General features: G+C 46.9%; 16 protein-coding genes. 13 read left to right on the top strand and 3 right to left on the bottom strand.

The window, feature by feature from the left end:
* Positions 1-246 precede the first annotated feature (246 nt).
* From BK126_RS07290 to BK126_RS07250, 9 genes are all read left to right on the top strand, one after another.
* The gene (locus BK126_RS07290; protein ID WP_076311939.1) at positions 247-1374 is read left to right on the top strand and encodes a deoxyribonuclease IV; all 1128 of its coding nucleotides are present in this window, start codon (positions 247-249) and stop codon (positions 1372-1374) included.
* A 35-nt stretch (positions 1375-1409) separates the two neighbouring features.
* Positions 1410-2306 (top strand): formyltetrahydrofolate deformylase, encoded by an 897-nt coding sequence (gene purU, locus BK126_RS07285; RefSeq protein ID WP_076311938.1) that lies wholly within the window; start codon positions 1410-1412, stop codon positions 2304-2306.
* 605 nt (positions 2307-2911) lie between these two features.
* A complete protein-coding gene (tkt, locus tag BK126_RS07280; RefSeq protein WP_076311937.1) occupies positions 2912-4963 on the top strand; it encodes a transketolase in 2052 nt (683 codons plus the stop codon).
* Between the two features lie 265 nt (positions 4964-5228).
* Positions 5229-6584 (top strand): glucose-6-phosphate isomerase, encoded by a 1356-nt coding sequence (locus tag BK126_RS07275; RefSeq protein WP_076311936.1) that lies wholly within the window; start codon positions 5229-5231, stop codon positions 6582-6584.
* A gap of 124 nt (positions 6585-6708) precedes the next feature.
* Entirely contained in the window at positions 6709-7341 is a 633-nt protein-coding gene (locus BK126_RS07270; protein ID WP_076311935.1) for a YigZ family protein, read from the top strand.
* A 3-nt stretch (positions 7342-7344) separates the two neighbouring features.
* Complete coding sequence (locus tag BK126_RS07265) at positions 7345-7926, top strand: TetR/AcrR family transcriptional regulator (protein WP_047912100.1); 582 nt, start codon at positions 7345-7347, stop codon at positions 7924-7926.
* A 299-nt stretch (positions 7927-8225) separates the two neighbouring features.
* Positions 8226-9290, top strand: coding sequence for a sulfate/molybdate ABC transporter ATP-binding protein (locus BK126_RS07260; RefSeq protein WP_076311934.1), 1065 nt, complete (start codon positions 8226-8228; stop codon positions 9288-9290).
* A gap of 244 nt (positions 9291-9534) precedes the next feature.
* Positions 9535-9981 (top strand): hypothetical protein, encoded by a 447-nt coding sequence (locus tag BK126_RS07255; protein WP_076311933.1) that lies wholly within the window; start codon positions 9535-9537, stop codon positions 9979-9981.
* 44 nt (positions 9982-10025) lie between these two features.
* On the top strand, positions 10026-10805 hold the full coding sequence (locus BK126_RS07250) for an MBL fold metallo-hydrolase (protein ID WP_076311932.1): 780 nt from the start codon (positions 10026-10028) through the stop codon (positions 10803-10805).
* A gap of 51 nt (positions 10806-10856) precedes the next feature.
* Here BK126_RS07250 and BK126_RS07245 read toward each other — a convergent pair whose 3' ends face one another.
* Positions 10857-12407, bottom strand: coding sequence for an aminotransferase-like domain-containing protein (locus BK126_RS07245; protein ID WP_143757691.1), 1551 nt, complete (start codon positions 12405-12407; stop codon positions 10857-10859).
* A gap of 131 nt (positions 12408-12538) precedes the next feature.
* Here BK126_RS07245 and BK126_RS07240 point away from each other — a divergent pair, with 131 nt between their 5' ends.
* The 3 genes from BK126_RS07240 to clpP all read left to right on the top strand — a co-directional run bounded on the left by BK126_RS07240 (position 12539) and on the right by clpP (position 15080).
* Positions 12539-13480: a DMT family transporter gene (locus BK126_RS07240; RefSeq protein WP_076311930.1), complete on the top strand. Its 942-nt coding sequence runs from the start codon at positions 12539-12541 to the stop codon at positions 13478-13480.
* 194 nt (positions 13481-13674) lie between these two features.
* A complete protein-coding gene (locus BK126_RS07235; RefSeq protein ID WP_076311929.1) occupies positions 13675-14481 on the top strand; it encodes an RNA polymerase sigma factor in 807 nt (268 codons plus the stop codon).
* Positions 14482-14501: 20 nt separating this feature from the next.
* The gene (gene clpP / locus BK126_RS07230) at positions 14502-15080 is read left to right on the top strand and encodes an ATP-dependent Clp endopeptidase proteolytic subunit ClpP (RefSeq protein WP_076311928.1); all 579 of its coding nucleotides are present in this window, start codon (positions 14502-14504) and stop codon (positions 15078-15080) included.
* Positions 15081-15185: 105 nt separating this feature from the next.
* Here the strand turns inward: clpP and BK126_RS07225 are convergent, their stop codons facing one another.
* Together BK126_RS07225 and lplA are read right to left on the bottom strand one after the other, a co-directional pair.
* On the bottom strand, positions 15186-15986 hold the full coding sequence (locus tag BK126_RS07225) for a Cof-type HAD-IIB family hydrolase (RefSeq protein WP_076311927.1): 801 nt from the start codon (positions 15984-15986) through the stop codon (positions 15186-15188).
* 51 nt (positions 15987-16037) lie between these two features.
* Positions 16038-17039, bottom strand: a complete 1002-nt coding sequence (gene lplA / locus BK126_RS07220) for a lipoate--protein ligase (RefSeq protein WP_076311926.1) — start codon at positions 17037-17039, stop codon at positions 16038-16040.
* Positions 17040-17490: 451 nt separating this feature from the next.
* Here lplA and cobD point away from each other — a divergent pair, with 451 nt between their 5' ends.
* Entirely contained in the window at positions 17491-18579 is a 1089-nt protein-coding gene (gene cobD, locus BK126_RS07215; RefSeq protein WP_256702735.1) for a threonine-phosphate decarboxylase CobD, read from the top strand.
* The last annotated feature ends 1 nt before the right edge of the window (position 18580 follow it).

Below are 18580 nucleotides of genomic sequence, written 5' to 3'. Positions count from 1 at the left end.
GAACTTTTCATGAGACAATACCGAAGATTTATTGTAAAAAATGACCTGTTATAGAAATTATAGCGCACATAGGACTCTTTTTCGATAGCTTCTTCGAGCACTTTCCATTCTTGATGATATTGCTTGACCTCCTTAATCAAGTTACAATAAGCAATAATCTGTGGATACACAACTTGTGTTCATTCTATTAACTGAAATAGTGCACGATCATCCTAAATCCTAAATTATAGGGGGAAGTAAATTACGATGCTTAAAATAGGTTCCCATGTTTCCTTTTCTGGCAAGGGTCTGCTGACAGCAACGGAAGAAGCGGCTAGCTACGGTTCTTCATCGTTCATGATATATACAGGAGCTCCGCAAAATACACGCCGTAAACCAATGGAGACAATGTTTATCGAAGAAGGCAAGCAAGCCATGCTTAGCGGAGGCTTCGAGGAAATTGTAGTCCATGCACCATACATTATTAACCTGGGCTCATACAAGGACAATACTTATGAGCTTGCGGTCAGCTTTCTGCAGGAAGAGATTCGTCGTACCCACGCGATCGGGGTAAAGAACATTGTTCTTCACCCGGGTGCTTTTACAGACAAGGATGCAGAATATGGTATTCAGCGTATTGCCGAAGGCTTGAACGAGGTGCTGAACGGCGTGCGTGAAACGGATGTCAACATTGCCCTGGAAACGATGGCGGGCAAAGGCACAGAGATGGGCCGCAGCTTCGAAGAGATTGCACAAATTATTGACAAAGTTGAGCATAACGAGCGGTTGACCATATGTATGGATACTTGCCATATTCATGATGCAGGCTATGATATCGTGAATGATCTGGATGGTGTGCTTGAGCAGTTTGACCGCACAGTAGGATTAGATCGAATCGCTGTAGTGCACATCAACGACAGCAAGAACCCTACAGGTGCGCGGAAGGACAGGCATGCTCCGATCGGCTCTGGCTGGATTGGCTATGATACTATTCATCGTATCGTGCATCATGAGCTGCTTGCTGGCCGTCCGTTCATTCTTGAAACGCCGTGGATCGGTAAAGATGCGAAGACGCAGCGTCCGATGTATGAAGCGGAAATTGCACTGCTTCGCGGCAATGTAACAGAACGATTTGGCGAAGCTTTTTGGGGAGATGTGGAGAAGCTGGAGCATTTCTTCAGCGGACAGGACATTCATTCACGCAGCTTTATTCTAGACACATGGACTGTGCTTAAGAATGATGCCAAAGCCAAGAAGGCTGACCCGCGGGAACCGCTGGAGCGTCTATATGATCTTGCTGCAGGTGCGGATCTGTTCCCTGAGCTGTCTGAAGAGGCACTCAATCATCGCCTGATTGCCTGGCTCGCAGGCAAGGAAGCTATGGTCAAAGCATAGGAGTCACTTATATCAAGGGGGAGAATTTTTCTACAATGGATATTCATACTAAAAACGTACCAGCACACCCGGCACACGAACACCCGGATCGTGCTCGAATGCTGATTTCTTGTCCGGATGCTCCGGGAATCGTGGCAGCAGTCTCCAAATTTCTATTCGAGCATGGAGCAAACATCGTTCAATCTGATCAATATTCAATGGACCCGGATGGCGGCATGTTCTTCATGCGCGTAGAATTCGATCTGTCTGAGCTGAAGGATCGTCTTCCGCAGCTAGAGTCTGACTTTGGAGCCATTGCTTCCCAGTTCAAAATGGAATGGAAAATCTCCAGCGTGAGCCGCAGGAAAAAGCTGGCGATCTTCGTGTCCAAAGAGGATCATTGTCTGGTAGAGCTTCTCTGGCAATGGCAAGCCGGTGATCTGGATGCTGACATTGCGCTGGTTGTAAGCAATCATTTAGATATGAAGGATTATGTGGAATCCTTCGGTATTCCTTATCATCATATTCCGGTCACACCGGATACCAAAAAAGAAGCCGAACAACGCCAGCTTGAAGTGATCGGCGCCGACATCGATGTCATTATTCTTGCCCGTTATATGCAGATCATTTCGCCAACATTTATCGAGCATTTCCGCAATCGCATCATCAATATTCATCATTCCTTCCTGCCTGCATTTGTCGGCGGCAAGCCCTATGCCCAAGCTTACAAACGGGGAGTTAAGCTGATCGGTGCTACAGCGCATTACGTAACGGAAGAGCTGGATGGAGGACCGATCATTGAACAGGACGTTGAACGTGTGAGCCATCGGGATGATGTTCCTGAACTGAAGCGAATCGGCCGCAATATTGAGCGAGTTGTCCTTGCGAGAGCTGTAAAATGGCATGTAGAGGATCGTATTCTCGTTCATGAGAACAAGACAGTTGTATTTTAATGAAGTTGAACCGAATTCATAATGCCTTGAATTTTTCAAATAAGAGTATATAGATCGAAATGGTATAGAGAATCGCCCGGTGTCGTGAGCCGCGGCGATTTTTTTGCTATGTGACCCGAAACGGTTTGTGTTTGCGAACCAAAACGGTTTGTGCCCCAGAGATTTTTGTCTTGTTTCAGCTGATTAAAGGTCATGAAATGGATTCTTTTACGCGGAGTTTGTCTTGATTTAATAAAAGTCAGATAATGTAGAAGTGAAGTCTCTTAATAAGAGCTTATGCCTAATGCTTATCTAAAAGTTTGTTATTCTTGATTGCCTATTCTTTTATCCGCTGTAATCCATTCAATCAGGTATGCTTTTCTCCAAAAAGGAGATACTTTTGTCGATGTGTGGAAGATGAAATTTATTGGATGTGAAGAACGGTATGGAAAAACAGGACGTGAAGTGATACAATAGCAAACGAATAAGTCAAATTGAAACATTCAAGCGGATTAACTTGCTTTAAATCAACTCGTTTGTCATTTTAAGTTAAGTTTTAAGTCGCCTGAGCGTAAGTCCGTTTGCTTATCCTGACATCTTTTTTGAGATTATGAGGAGGACAAAAAATGACTGATCAACAAACCAAAGAACAAAGCATTCACAAGGATGAAAATTCGACAATCGATAACTTGTCTATTACTACAGTACGTACTCTAGCGATTGACGCAATCGAGAAAGCCAAATCCGGTCATCCGGGTATGCCAATGGGTTCTGCCCCTATGGGTTATCAATTGTTTGCAAAAACAATGAATCATAACCCGGAGAATCCGACTTGGATCAACCGTGACCGTTTTGTGCTGTCTGCTGGACACGGCTCCATGCTTCTATACAGCCTGCTGCACCTGAGCGGATATGATCTTCCGATGGAAGAAATCAAGCAATTCCGTCAATGGGGAAGCCTGACTCCAGGTCACCCTGAGTTTGGTCACACTGCGGGTGTTGACGCGACTACAGGTCCACTTGGACAAGGTATTGCAATGGCAGTAGGTATGGCAATGGCTGAAGCTCAGCTGGGTGCGACTTATAACAAAGATAAATTTGATATCGTAGACCACTTTACTTATGCGATCTGCGGCGACGGCGACCTCATGGAAGGCGTTTCTCATGAAGCAGCATCCCTGGCGTCTCACCTGAAGCTCGGCAAGCTTGTAGTCTTGTACGATTCCAACGACATCTCCCTTGATGGTGAACTGAACCTTTCCTTCTCAGAAAGCGTACAAAAACGCTTTGAAGGATACGGCTGGCAAGTTCTTCGCGTAGAAGACGGAAACGATCTGCCTGCGGTAGAAAAAGCAATCAAGGAAGCTCAAGCGGATCTCAGCCGTCCAACGCTGATTGAAGTGAAGACGGTTATCGGTTACGGCAGCCCGAACAAACAAGGTAAAGGCGGTCATGGCGGTACTCACGGTTCTCCACTTGGAGCTGAGGAAGCGAAGCTGACTAAAGATTTCTACAAATGGGTATACGAAGAAGATTTCTTCGTTCCAGACGAAGTTCGTGCTCATTTCGCACAAGTTAAAGAGCGCGGTATTGAAACGAACAAAGCATGGGATGCGAAGTTCGCTGAGTACAAAAAAGCATACCCTGAGCTTGCAGCTCAGTTCGAAACAGCAGTAGCTGGCGAGCTTCCAGAAGGATGGGATCGCGACCTTCCTAAATACAGTGCTGAAGACAAGGCAGTGTCCACTCGCGTTGCTTCCGGTAATGCACTGAACGGACTGGCTCCAAATGTTCTTAACCTCACAGGCGGATCTGCTGACCTGGAGAGCTCTACAATGACACACCTGAACAACATTGCACAGTTCACACCTGCAGACTACTCCGGCCGCAACATCTACTTCGGTGTACGTGAGTTCGGTATGGCAGCAGCAATGAACGGTATGGCACTGCATGGCGGCGTTAAAGTGTTCGGAGGTACGTTCTTCGTATTTACAGACTACCTGCGTCCAGCTGTACGCTTGTCTGCAATTATGAATCTGCCTGTAACTTATGTTCTGACACATGACAGTATCGCTGTTGGTGAAGATGGTCCTACGCATGAGCCGATCGAGCAGCTTGCTTCCCTGCGTATTATCCCTAACCTGACTGTGATTCGTCCTGCTGACGGAAACGAAACTTCTGCAGCTTGGGCTTATGCTGTAGAGAACAAGAAAAATCCGGTAGCTCTGGTATTGACTCGTCAAAACCTGCCGATCCTTGCTGGAACAGCAGACGCTGCTCGTGAAGGAATCAAACGCGGAGCGTACGTTGTATCCGAGGCAAAAGACGGTAAAGCTGTTGCACAAATCATTGCTACAGGTTCCGAAGTTCAGCTTGCAGTGAAAGCACAAGAAGCACTTGCCGAAGAAGGCATTTCCGTACGTGTTATCAGTATGCCTAGCTGGGATCTGTTCGAGAAACAAGACAAAGCTTACAAAGAATCCGTTATTCTTCCGGATGTTAAAGCTCGTCTTGCAATTGAAATGGCTCATCCAATGGGCTGGGAGAAATATGTTGGCGACGCTGGGGATATCCTCGGAATCTCTACATTCGGTGCATCTGCGCCTGGCGATCGCGTAATTAAAGAATATGGCTTCACTGTTGAGAATGTAGTCAGCCGCATCAAAGCGTTGCTGTAATTGACAACAAGCTGACACAACAAGAGCTTAAGTAAATAGGTAAAGCTGCCCATTCGGCAGCTTTACCCTTTTTAAAATAACGTGACTATTGTCATGTAGGCGTCACAGCTCCAGCCCTGTCATAGGCTTCATTCGTTGCAGAATGCTGGATGCCTGTTAACTTGCCAGCTTATACAATTTACAGTATTCTAAGTCATAAGTTGTTCCTTGGCTTAGATTTCATGGTTTACTGAGGAATCAACTTTATAGGGAGGTAATTATAATCATGGCAAAAAAAGTAACGTTTGATTACAGTAAAGCACTTGAATTTGTTGGGCAGCATGAGGTGGATTATTTCGCCGAGCCAATTCGTCTTGCACATGAACAGCTTCATAACGGGACAGGTGCAGGGTCCGATTATCTTGGCTGGATCGACCTGCCAACCAATTATGATAAAGAGGAATTCTCTCGTATTCAAAAAGCAGCTGCGAAGATTCAAAGCGACTCTGAGGTGCTGATCGTTATCGGAATAGGCGGTTCTTACCTGGGTGCACGCGCAGCAATCGAAATGCTGTCCCATTCCTTCTATAATGAGCTGCCAAAAGAGAAACGCAAAACTCCTGAGATTTATTTCGCAGGTAACAATATCAGCTCTACATATGTCAACCATTTGCTTGAGCTTATCGAAGGCAAAGACTTCTCCGTGAACGTCATTTCCAAATCCGGTACGACAACGGAACCGGCAATCGCTTTCCGTATCTTCCGCGCAGCGCTTGAGAAGAAATATGGCAAAGAAGAAGCTCGCAAACGGATCTATGCAACGACAGACCAAGCGAAGGGTGCACTCAAGAAGCTCGCAACTGAGGAAGGCTATGAGTCCTTTATCATTCCAGACGATGTAGGCGGCCGTTACTCGGTTCTTACTGCGGTAGGACTTCTTCCGATTGCTACAGCGGGTATTAATATTGAAGAAATGATGCAAGGTGCTGCAGACGCTTCGAAAGAGTACAGCAATCCGAACGTTGCCGAGAACCAAAGCTATCAATATGCTGCTGTTCGTAATGCACTGTACCGTAAAGGTAAAGGCACAGAGATTCTCGTCAACTACGAGCCGTCCCTGCATTTCGTATCCGAGTGGTGGAAACAGCTGTACGGCGAGAGCGAAGGGAAGGATTTCAAAGGAATCTATCCTGCTTCTGTTGACTTCTCTACAGATCTTCACTCCATGGGCCAATTTATCCAGGAAGGAAGCCGTAATATCTTCGAAACGGTTATTCAAGTCGAAGAGGTTCCGAGCCATATTACAATTGAATCCGATCCGGATGATCTGGATGGACTGAACTTCCTGGAAGGCAAAACGATGGACTTCGTTAACAAAAAAGCGTTCCAAGGAACACTTCTTGCGCATACAGACGGACAAGTACCGAATCTTATCGTAAATATTCCAGATATGACTCCATATTCGTTCGGATATCTGGTATACTTCTTTGAAAAAGCTTGCGGCATCAGCGGTTACCTGCTTGGCGTAAATCCATTTGATCAGCCAGGGGTTGAAGCTTACAAGAAGAACATGTTTGCTCTGCTTGGCAAGCCTGGATATGAAGAAGAAAAAGCGAAGCTTGAAGCAAGACTGTCTGAATAATTAAGCGTATCAGACATATATGTAATTTACGTGTTTAACTAAGAAAGCAGTTCACCCGCATTTGGATGAGCTGCTTTCTTAAAAATATAAATCTAGTTGTGCTAGCAGAAAGGTAGTAGAAATGATGATTGAGCGTTACCGTACGGTTCGAATGCCGGGAGATAAGGAAATTGTGATCAAGAAATCGCGGTTCATTGGCCATATCAAGCCGGTGGAGACCGAGGAGGAAGCAGTTTCATTTATCGAAGAGATCAAGAAAAAGCATTGGAATGCCACGCATAACTGTTCTGCTTATATGATCGGTGAGCGTGATGAGATTCAGAAGCAGTCCGATGACGGCGAACCAAGCGGAACGGCAGGTAAACCTATACTGGAGGTGATCAAGAACCAGGGGCTTAAGAATGTCGCCATCGTTGTGACTCGATATTTTGGCGGAATCATGCTTGGTGCAGGCGGCCTTATTCGTGCTTATACAGACGGTGCGGTTGCTGCCATTGAAGCCGGTGAAGCCATTACGAAGGTGCTGCATCGCGAAGTGTTTGTAGAGATTGATTACACGTGGCTAGGAAAAGTGGAGAACGAGCTTAGAGGCAGAGAGACTCGGATGGGTGAAACAACATTTACTGACAAAGTCAGGCTGACATGTCTTCCGGTCGATAGTGAAGCAGAGCATTTTAAAGATTTTGTGATCGATTTAACACAAGGTCAATCTGTAATCACGGAGGGACAGCAGCTTTATTTTATTGAAGGGGAATAAGATATGGCTAGAAGAGCAGTGGAACAGGAGTTGTCAAGGGAACGAATATTGGAAGCGGCGAGGCATCTATTCGTGACAAAGGGCTATCGTTCAATATCCATGCGTAGTATAGGACAGCATCTAGGGTACAGTCATGGTTCTTTATATTATCACTTCAAGGAAAAAGCAGAACTGTTTTACGCGATTGTGATTGAGGATTTCAATCATCTGGGGCAGATGCTGCTGCAAGCCATGGCTAGAGAATCAAGTGAAGGATTGTCTAAGCCTGAGCATGTCATGATGGAATTTATCCGGTTTGGACTGGAGAATCCTTATCAGTACGAAATTATGTTTATGATTCGGGATGAAGAGCTGCTGGCCTATTGCCGAGCAGAACAGAACCGATGTTATGAGTTATTCGCAACCATTATCCGCTATCATATGAATGATCAGGAATATACGCCGGAACAAAAGCTGAAATTACCTCACAGTATGTTTTTATCAATTCACGGTTTCATTTCTTATTATATTCAAGATCGTTCTCCATTCGAGGACGTAAGACAAGAAGCCATTTCCCACGTTAAAATTATGTGCAACAGAATTTAGTCATGGTGATCATCATTGTGGCAAAGGCAGCCGTTATGCAATCTATATTATACAGTTGAGCCGCCTCACTATCTGTGAAATAAGTCAATAAATAAAATAATAAGGCCTATTCACGCTTACACACTTCAGAGCGGTGAAATGTCATAACGTTGCATTGTCATAACGGTAAAAGGTGAAAGTGCTTGTCTCGCCTAATTATCAACTTTAAATGATTGACGTAATCCCCTTATATTTGGTAAAGTATCAAATAAAGTAATTCCTAGCGATTTTCTAGGGAATATATTGGGGGATGGGGAAATATGCACGTTGAAGTCCGTGGGTTGAACAAACATTTTGGGAATTTCCATGCGGTTAAGGATGTTTCCTTTGATATTGAAAAAGGTCATCTTATCGGTTTGCTTGGACCGAGTGGTGGAGGTAAAACTTCGATCTTGCGCATATTAGCCGGTCTTGAGCATCCGGACGCAGGTGAAATCCGTTTCCATGGACAGCTCGTTAACGACCTTCCTCCACAGGAACGGGGAATCGGCTTTGTTTTTCAGAGCTATGCGCTGTTTAAACATATGACCGTGTTTGAGAATATTGCGTTTGGACTTAAGGTCAAAAAGCAATCGAAGGCACAGATTCATGATCGGGTGATGGAGCTTGTAGAGCTTACAGGCCTAAGCGGCTTTGAGAAGCGTTATCCTCATCAATTATCCGGGGGACAGAGACAGCGTGTTGCCTTTGCAAGAGCGCTGGCGCCTGAGCCGCAGCTGCTGCTGCTTGATGAGCCTTTTGCGGCGATTGATGCGAAGATCAGACAGGAGCTCCGTTCATGGCTGCGTGAATTGATTGAGCGGGTTGGAATCACTTCGATCTTCGTTACTCACGACCAGGATGAGGCTATAGAAGTAGCGGATGAGATCATGATCATTAATCAAGGGGCATTGGAGCAGAAGGGAACACCTTGGGATATTTACAAGCGCCCGGAAACACCATTCGTCGCTTCGTTTATCGGAGAGTCCACTATTGTCGAGCATGCGCGTGAACTGAAAGGGTTTGATATCGAGGCTGTTTCGAATGACGCGAAGGCTCTCATTCGTCCTGAATATATCGAAGTGGGCAAAGAGAATGAGTTCACACTTCTATCTGCCACGGAGAAAGGCGTTGTAAGAGCACTTCATTTCCGTGGGAGCGAGTGGCTTGTCGAAGTCACGGTAGGCAAGCATCGGCTGATTACTTATCGTTCTCTTGAGAAAGAGACCCTCTCCGTTGGCCAGGAGGTTCGTATGCTTGTGCATCGAGCATATCTGTTTAATGATCAGGACAACTGGATGGTGGAAAATAGTTTGAAGCGTGATCCAATGCCGATAACGATCTAGACATCACTCTGCTAGGATATCAATCAGATAGCAAGCTGTTCTTATACCCTGACGTATGATGCGTACAGGGTTTTATTTTGTTCAATTGGCAACGATTCGTCTTTGCTTTTTATTCAAGAATGCTGGAAGTCATGGCTGAAGCTTTATAATTAGCCCTCAGTCATTTTATAATAGGATAGAAATCAGTATGCAATAAATTAAATGTACGGCATCATTTACGACATAATTCAGGGGTGCATCAACCATGACAGATCAAGTTAAATTGTCTCAATATTCCGCAATCCTATTGGAGAATGCGCGTCATTACGGCGTTACAGACGAAGACGTACTAGCAGCGATACGCACCGGGGATCTGGCGGCTTTTAGCCAAGCAGAACGTGAACATTATACTTACGAGACTTTTCTCTCGTATGCGAAGGAGCACGGGGAGGAGCTTGAGCGGGCCGTTCAGGAAGGGTATCGCATCACGTTCAATACCAACAATGGACTTAAAAATTGGATTGCGATTACATTTGATCTGAAGCCAGGAATTGATTTTAATGCAGCGGAGGGTCTTGTAGACGGGCTTATCCTTACTGGAGAGCAGGCAGAAAAGCTTAGAAAAGCGCTTGCGTCCAATTGGCATATAGCAGATGAGAAAGATACGGCAGACGGTCATAAAGAGCTGACTTTAAGGCTCCGGGGAATGTGATAAGAGATAAAGCTTATGCATCGGCAGAAAGGACATGACAGTATATGACGATACCAGATAAACTAACGTTCCTGGGCACAGGAGATGCGATGGGAGTTCCAAGGCTATACTGTGACTGTGAGGTATGTATGGAGGCGAGGACAACGGGAATCAACCGCAGATACCGTTCCTCAGTGCTGGTGCATGGATCAGATGGAGAGTTCATGATTGACGGTGGTCCGGATTTCGTGCACCAGATGGAGCTGCTGGGCAAGCGTCAGCTGCGAACGATGCTGGTTACGCATCCTCACTTTGATCATATCGGTGGACTGCCTGAATGGGCAGATGCCTGCAGGTGGCTCGGGGAAAAAGGGGAGATGTACGCCCCGCAGGAGGTACTTGAAACGATCCAGTCACAGTTTCCCTGGCTGTCTCGGCATATCAAAATGCAGCCCTGCGATTCAGGTGTTGAGCTCGCCGGCTATCAGATCCGGACCTGGAAGGTCAACCATGGAAAGAATGGTTATTCCTACGCATACCGCCTCGAGAAGGATGGTTACCGCTGGGTTTATTGCTCGGATTCCATCAATCTGAATGAACAGGAAAGGCAGCAGCTCTATCATCTGGATCTGTTAGTGCTCGGGACAAGCTTTTATCATGAGCTGGCGGAGTTCCATACTCGTTCTGTATATGACATGCTGGAAGCACAGGAGCTGCTTCGGCAGATAAAACCGAAGCAAACCATCTTCACTCATATGTCTCATGATGTGGATCTCCGGCAGAAGTATGATCTTATGCCGGACATCACACTTGCCGAGACAGGAATGACACATATTTTATCGTGAAGAAGCTCGATCCAGCCACCGCGCTTACGATTCGGTATAGTAACCCTGCTGCTAGAGAAGATTCGCGTATGCGATCAGCAGTCGCTCCATTCCCTCTTCAATCTGTTTCTCGCTCGTATAACAATAGCTGAGCCGGATATAAGCTTCTGAGCCTTGCGGAAGTGGATCGCAGAAGGGACCTGGGACAAAGGCAACTGACTGTTCAAGGCTCTTCTCAAGCAGGGCGATTGCATTCATATGAGCAGGAAGCTGAACCCACAGGTCGAGTCCCCCTTCCGGGCTGATCCACTGCCAGTCGGCCGCTGTCAGCATTTGCTCCATCTTCTCTTTTCGCAAGCTAAGCGCAATTCGCAGCTTCTCCATATGGGTCTGCATACGGGAGGAAGTGAAGTAGTGCTCAAAAATTTTCTGGCCGAGCAGCGGAGAACCGCCGTCTGTCAGGGATTTGAGAGTCAGCGCTTCCTTCATGAGCCATGGCTTGCATAACACGAAGGCAATGCGAAGACCTGGGGCTACATACTTGCTGAAGCTGCGAATGTACATGACGACCCCTTCCGTATCATAGCTGTAGATCGGAGGAGGAGGCTCATCTGCAAAATACATATCATACGTCGTATCATCTTCTGCAATAATGAACTGGTACTGTTCAGCAAGCTCTATGAGCAGTTTACGCTTCTCCTCTGGGAGAACATATCCCGTCGGGTTATGATAAGTCGGGTTCACATACATAAGCCGCGGGCGTGATTCTACAATGGTATGCTCAAGCTGCTCCATATCATATCCGTCTGGCCGCATCTCTACAGTGACGATGCGTGCACCAGCCTGCCGAAAAATATCAATTGCCGTACTGTAAGTGGGTCTCTCGACGAGAACGACATCGCCTGGCTTAATCAGCATCCGTGCTGCCAGATCAATGGCCTGCGTGGCTCCGGACGTGACGAGAATATCCTCTGGTGACAAGGACATATGGTGCCGTGCGTTAAAGTACTCTGCCATGACCTCACGGAGCTGGAAGTCCCCTTGAACCGTGGAATAGGTGCCGAGCAGCTTGGGATACATATCAAACACCTGTTTGACATACTCCGACATATACGTATTGGGAAGCAGAGAGGGGTCAATCAGGGCCTTGGAGAACTGATACTGCACGTCCTGCTGATGCAGCGCTGATAACACATGAGTCCGCCGGGTCAGTGACAGAAAAGGCAGCGAGTCCACTTGTGTCAGCTGGCTTGCGGCTGAGTGCAGGGGCTGAGCTGTATGTATCTGTTCTTGATTCCTCTTCTGATGTAAATGGAGTACATCTGCTGAATCTATAGCATTCGTAAACACCTTATCCGGTGGTGAAGTCAATTTCACTGCAGGACGCGGGCACACATAATAACCTGATCGATCTTTAGCATATATAAATTGTTCCTTAACGAGCTGCTGATACGACTTAAATACGGTCAGTCGATGCACGCCAAACTGCTCTGCGAGCGAGCGCACAGAAGGAAGCCGGTCATTCGGAGCATAATCTCCCCGCTCAATTCTCAGATGAACATAGTCGTATACTTGCTGTGATAAAGGTTCCTTTGTGAGAAACTCCGAGCGTTTATTTTTCATCTTATCCACCTCATCCACTCATGCCTTTCTTCCATTGTACGATATTATGACCATCAACTGTTCTATTCTGTGCCTTCTGTTCTATTCCACTTCGATTACAATGTGGCAATAGACGAGGAGGCTGGAGTAGAATGCGATTATTAATTGCTTACATGAGCATGTGTTTAATTTTTGGTACGACCTTTCTGGCGATCAAAATAGGAAATGATGCAGGGGTCCCACCGTTTTTTGCGGCAGGGGTGAGATTCTGTCTCGCAGGCGCACTCTTGTTCATATGGTGTCTATGGAGACGAAAAACAAGCATCAAGCTGCTGCTGCGTAAAGAAGTGATGATTATTGGCAGCTGTTTAACCTTTATGACCTTTGCAGGGCTATACTATGGAGAACAATATATCAGTTCAGGCGTGGCTGCCGTATTGTCTGCTACCGGACCAATCATGATCATCGGAATTCAGACATGGGTTCTCAAGAAGAAAGCCTCAGCGCTCTCTTTACTCGGCTGTTTAACGGCGTTTGTCGGCGTTATTCTTATCCTGGTTCCCGAACTGACGATACAGGCGGGGGGAATGTGGCTTGCAGGTGCCTGCGCGGTGCTGATTGGTGAGGTGTTCTATGCATCAGGCTCTGTATATTCCGGAGCAACGAGGTCCAAACTGAGCGAATATTCGTCCCTTGCCGTAAACGCCGCTCAAATGCTGTATGGCGGACTTATGCTGCTGATCATATCCTTTATCACAGAACAGCCTGATCCGCATGTGCTATTGTCGTCTGGGGCAGCGGGCTCTGTTCTCTATTTGACGATATTTGGCTCTATGATTGGACACAGTCTGTTTTATTTCCTGGTGACCAAGACAGGACCGCTGTTTCCCTCGACTTGGCTCTATATCTCTCCCATGATTGCCCTTGGTGTCGGAATGATATTTTATGGAGAGCATGTAACCCTACTGACGGCAATCGGGTCGATGATCATCATTGGCGGCCTAATAATGGCGAATTGGCATACATTAACAGAGTGGATCCAGCTTAGAAGTCAGCGGAAAAACGAAGCAGACAGAAGCAGTGTGACAACATAAATACGAATGACAATTAGAGACATCTGATAAAGTATTAGAATGCAAATATGCTACGATTACGCATGCAGCCTAATATACCGACAGGCATTCATGTATTTTGTTTTTTTAGATATGTTTTTTGCGTATCTTTCTGGCGGTCTCAGACGTCTTCACAGTATAAGTACTTATAAGGACTAAACAAAGGGGGGCCCCGAATGATGGCCTTTGTCAGATCCGAACCCTACAGGATGTATCTGAAGTGTGCAGATGGTGACGACCATTTACAAACTTCGTTATTAACGAGAAGCATGATGTTATCCCTGTATAAATACTGCCTGTCTCTAACCGGATCAAAAGAGGATGCTGAGGATTTGTGCCAGGAGGTTTATGTCAGAATACTGCCGCATGCCGCGGATTTGAGTAAAAGTGAAGGTTATTCGATGGAGGGTTATCTGATCCGTTCAGCGCATAATGTATGGGTTGATAGCTTGCGTAAGGAAGCAAGGCGGAGAGAGCTGCTGGGTGAGATACAGGAGCAGTATGTCTGCTCTCATCAAGAGCTTGGTGATGGCCTGGCTGTAGAAGAGGCTTTTCAGGTGCTCTTGACACAGCTGACGGACTGGCAGCGGACAATATACATTCTCTGTGAGCTATTCAGCTATAAGGCGAGAGAGACCGCTGATTTGCTCGATTCTACGGAAGGAGCGGTAAAGGCTGCACTTCGCCGGGCAAGAGAGGTCATCGCAGAAGAGAGACAGCGACAGCTAGAAGCGGATGAACCTGGCGTCTTGATGAACCCCGTGTCGGAAGAGGATGCAGAGCTTCTAAGAGATTACCTTGGTGCTTTTCGTGCAGGTGACACGGAGGGTATCATACAGCTGGGACTTGGCGGCGCAGCAGATGTGGTGATGGTGACGAGTCAAGTACTTGGGCTGAAGATGCACAGCGGCACAGCTCCTCAGCTTACAACTGCATGGTGTGACAGCCTGCAGCTAATCTCACGGATAGAGATGGTGGCATAGAAAAAAGGAGAGAAGCGTAAATGCCAACCATTCCTTATGTAGTGGAGCAAACAAGCCGGGGGGAGCGCAGCTACGATATTTACTCCAGGCTCCTTAAGGACCGGATTATTATGGTCTCGGGTGAGATTGAAGATCAAATGGCAAATTTGATCGTGGCCCAGCTGCTATTCTTGACAGCAGAAGATCCGAAGAAGGACATACAACTCTATATTAACAGCCCTGGGGGCTCCGTAACCGCAGGATTCTCTATCTACGACACAATGAAATTTATTGAACCTGATGTATCGACTATATGCACAGGGATGGCGGCAAGCTTTGGCGCAATGCTGCTAACCGCTGGAACCAAGGGGAAGCGCTTCGCTTTGCCGAACAGCGAGATCATGATTCACCAGCCGCATGGCGGCAGCCGAGGTCAGGCCTCTGACATTCGGATTCAAGCTGATCGAATCCTCAGGCATCGAGAGCTGCTTAACCGGATTCTTGCCGAGTCCACAGGACAGCCGATCGAGCGCATTGAGAAGGATACCGATCGTGATCATTTTATGACAGCAGAAGAAGCTGTAGCCTACGGTTTGGTGGATAAGGTGATTAATAGATAAACCAATGTATAGAGTGAGGTATGGAAAATAAAATACCCGGATGCCTTACTGCATAGTACAGGACTATGCTTGTAAGCAGCCGGGTTATTTGTTGTCTATATGGATCTAAGCCTCTAGAATGAACTTCTCAATGACATGCTTCACGCCATCCTCATTGTTGCTCAGCGTAACATAGCCCGCAATTTCTTTCAGCGCAGGAATGGCATTCCCCATCGCTACACCAAGGCCCGCCGCTTCAAGCATCTCATGATCATTCCAGGAATCGCCTACTGCAATGGTATCCTTAAGATCAACGTTAAAATGATCCGCGAGGAAAGTCAGCGCATGTCCCTTGGTTCCTTCATGATGCATGATTTCAAGGAAATGCGGCTTGGACTTGGTAATATGCACTTCAGGACCGAGCAGCTCGCGCAGATCTACAGCCACTTTGTCCAGATAATCAGGATCATCAATGATCAGCAGCTTAGGTGCTGGTTGTTCAATCATTTTTATAAAATCAGCTTCAATGTAGTACGGCGTTTTGTTCAGTTTGCAGTAATCAACCAGCTTCTCATTCTCTTCACGGGAATACAGCTTGTCGTCAATATAAGTCTGCAGGTGCAGGTTGTGCTCCAGGCAGTACTCATAGAGCTTACGAGCAGCTTCCATTGGAACATAGCGCTCATACAGTACTTTTTCGTCCATCAGATTCTTGATTAGAGCTCCCTGGTACGTAATGATCGGTACATTAAGCCCAGTCTGACGGGCAATTGCTTGTGCAGAAGCGTAAGCGCGTCCTGTTGCGAGTGTAACCACGACATCCTTGGCCACCGCAGCCTCAAGTGCTTTTTGTGTGGGATTCGTAACTTCCTTCTCGTCATTAATGAGTGTGTCATCGATATCGATGGCAATCAGCTTGTAAGTCATGGCTTCTCTCTCCTCAGTTATATCTATATTTAGTGGGGCAGTTAGGCAGGTCTACTCCTCCAGGAATACCAGACCAATGAAATCATCGAATTCCAGATTGCCGAAGTAATGTTTAATATCTGTATCCTTAAGTGCTTCACGTACTTCTTGTTCTTCATAACGCTTGCCGCGGAGCAGATTCTCGATATCAGCCACATCGCCTACCCCGAAGAAATCACCGTAGATCTTGATGTCCTCGATACGGCCTTCCTTAATATTCATACGCAGATCGATAATGCCGACCGGGAACTTCTTGGAATGCTTCACATTGCTCTCGGGAGACAAGCCATAGTTCCAATCCCAGTTCTGGTAGCGTTCCTTGGAAATTTCGTGGATCTTCTCCCAGTCCTGCTCGGTCAGCTTGTACTCAGGAACTTCATTTGCTTCCATGCCAAAAATATGTCGAAGCAATTCCTCGCGGAATTCTACAATGGTCATCTCTCGATCCATCAGGGAGCTGATGTTAGCTACACGGCTGCGAACAGACTTGGTGCTCTTGGATTTGAACTTCTCTGGATTGACCTTGAGGGAAGCGGCAACGTTCTCCAAGTTAAGGTCAAACATCAGGGTACCGTGGCTGAACATGCGGCCGCGAGTGGCAAACTGTGCATTGCCGGATATTTTTTGCTCGCCGACTTGAAGATCGTTACGTCCTGTAAGCTCTGCATTCACGCCAAGGCTGTGCAGTGCCTCAACCACCGGCTGCGTGAATTTGCGGAAGTTGTGGAACGAGTTGCCGTCATCCTTGGTGATGAAGCTGAAGTTCAGGTTGCCAAGGTCGTGGTACACCGCACCGCCGCCAGACAGTCTTCTGACGACCTGTACGCCATGCTCCTGCACATATTCCTGATTAATTTCTTCAATGGTGTTCTGGTGCTTGCCGATGATGATGGATGGCGCGTTAATGTAGAACAACAGGTAGCTCTCATCCAGGGATAAATGCTTGAGGGCATATTCCTCGATGGCGAGATTAATGCGCGGGTCTGTAATCCCTTGGTTGTCAATAAACAGCATGGTCTATTCCTCCAATTTAAGTAGTTCAAATATGTAGGCAAGGACAGGCCTGTAAGCCTGAGGCCTTGGTGTCTTGAAACACTCCATCCCTATTGTAAACGAATTGGGTGTGCGACACAAAAGGAATTGCCGTTGACGGGTGATTTTTGTAGCTTCATAATGGAAAAGATACGCGGACATGGTCGCGGATATTTTGCATTAAATTGGATACGTTACGCGTAAAAGATGACTCGGAGCATTTCCATTATAATTGGAAAAGATGACGCGTAACGGTTGCGTTATATTTGATACGATACGCCGACATGGTCTCGGGTCATTTGCATTATATTAGATACGTTACGCGGACGGTCTCGGAACATTTGCATTATATTGGATACGATATGCAAAAAATAACTCGTAAAATTTTGCACGATTACAGATAACAAGCATGAGCAGAAAGGAAGGAACACCTGTGATAGAGGTTTATGGACATGGCGGTGACGTAGAGACCGCAGCAGTGAAATACGGACGGTTACCAGCGGACTTCCTCGACTACAGTGCCAATATCAATCCGCTTGGCCCGCCTCCTGCGGTCACACGAGCACTCACAGAAGGGATGCATCACATCCTTCGCTATCCCGATCCGGGGCACCGCAGTCTTAAACACAAGCTTGCAGCCAAGCTGAAGTTGTCGGATGACCAGCTTCTGATCGGCAACGGGGCTGCGGAGTGTATGGCGCTTATTATTCAGGCATTTACACCTGCAGCAGTAGGCACCATTGAACCGGGATTTTCGGAGTATCGGCAGCTGGCAGCACAGTACGGCAGCCGGATAGAATACATATATGGACATAAAGAGCTGAATTATCGAGCCGAGCTGTCAGCAATCTTGGAGCTTCTCGATAGGGTAGAGCTGCTATTTATCGGTCAGCCAAACAATCCGAACGGAGTGCAATATGCCCGAAGCGAGCTGGAAGCGATTGCTGTTTATGCTAGAGACCGGGATGTCAAGGTTGTAATTGACGAAGCCTTTATCGATTTCATACCCGAGCATGAGCGTGAGACACTGACGGACTCCTTGGAGCCGTACCCGAACGTCATTGTCATTCATTCCATGACGAAATTTTATGCAATCCCGGGACTTCGTCTTGGGTACGCGATAGGCCACCCTGATATAATATCGGCGATGTCGAGAAAACAGGTAACCTGGAGTGTAAACGGACTGGCTCTGCTCGCAGGTGAGGCTTGTCTTATGGAAAATAGCGCATACGAAGAGCAGACCCAGGCTTGCATTAAAGAGGAGCGAAACCGGCTAATGTCCGAATTGCCTGCCCTTGGCTTTCAGGTCTATCCGGGTGTGGCCAATTACTTGCTGCTGGAGACACCGGACGGCTGGAACGCCGAGTCTCTGCAAGAGGCGATGGGAAAGCAGGGTATTCTTATTCGAAACTGTGCCATGTATACAGGGCTGGGCGACAAATCCGTTCGGATTGCGGTGAAGGGGCGGCAGGACAATAGCCGGTTTCTTGAAGTGCTGCGATTATTATTGGGGGAGCAATAGA

This window comes from Paenibacillus sp. FSL H7-0326 (assembly GCF_001955535.1).
Classification (GTDB): domain Bacteria; phylum Bacillota; class Bacilli; order Paenibacillales; family Paenibacillaceae; genus Paenibacillus; species Paenibacillus shunpengii.
This window is presented reverse-complemented; position numbering and strand designations above follow the sequence as displayed.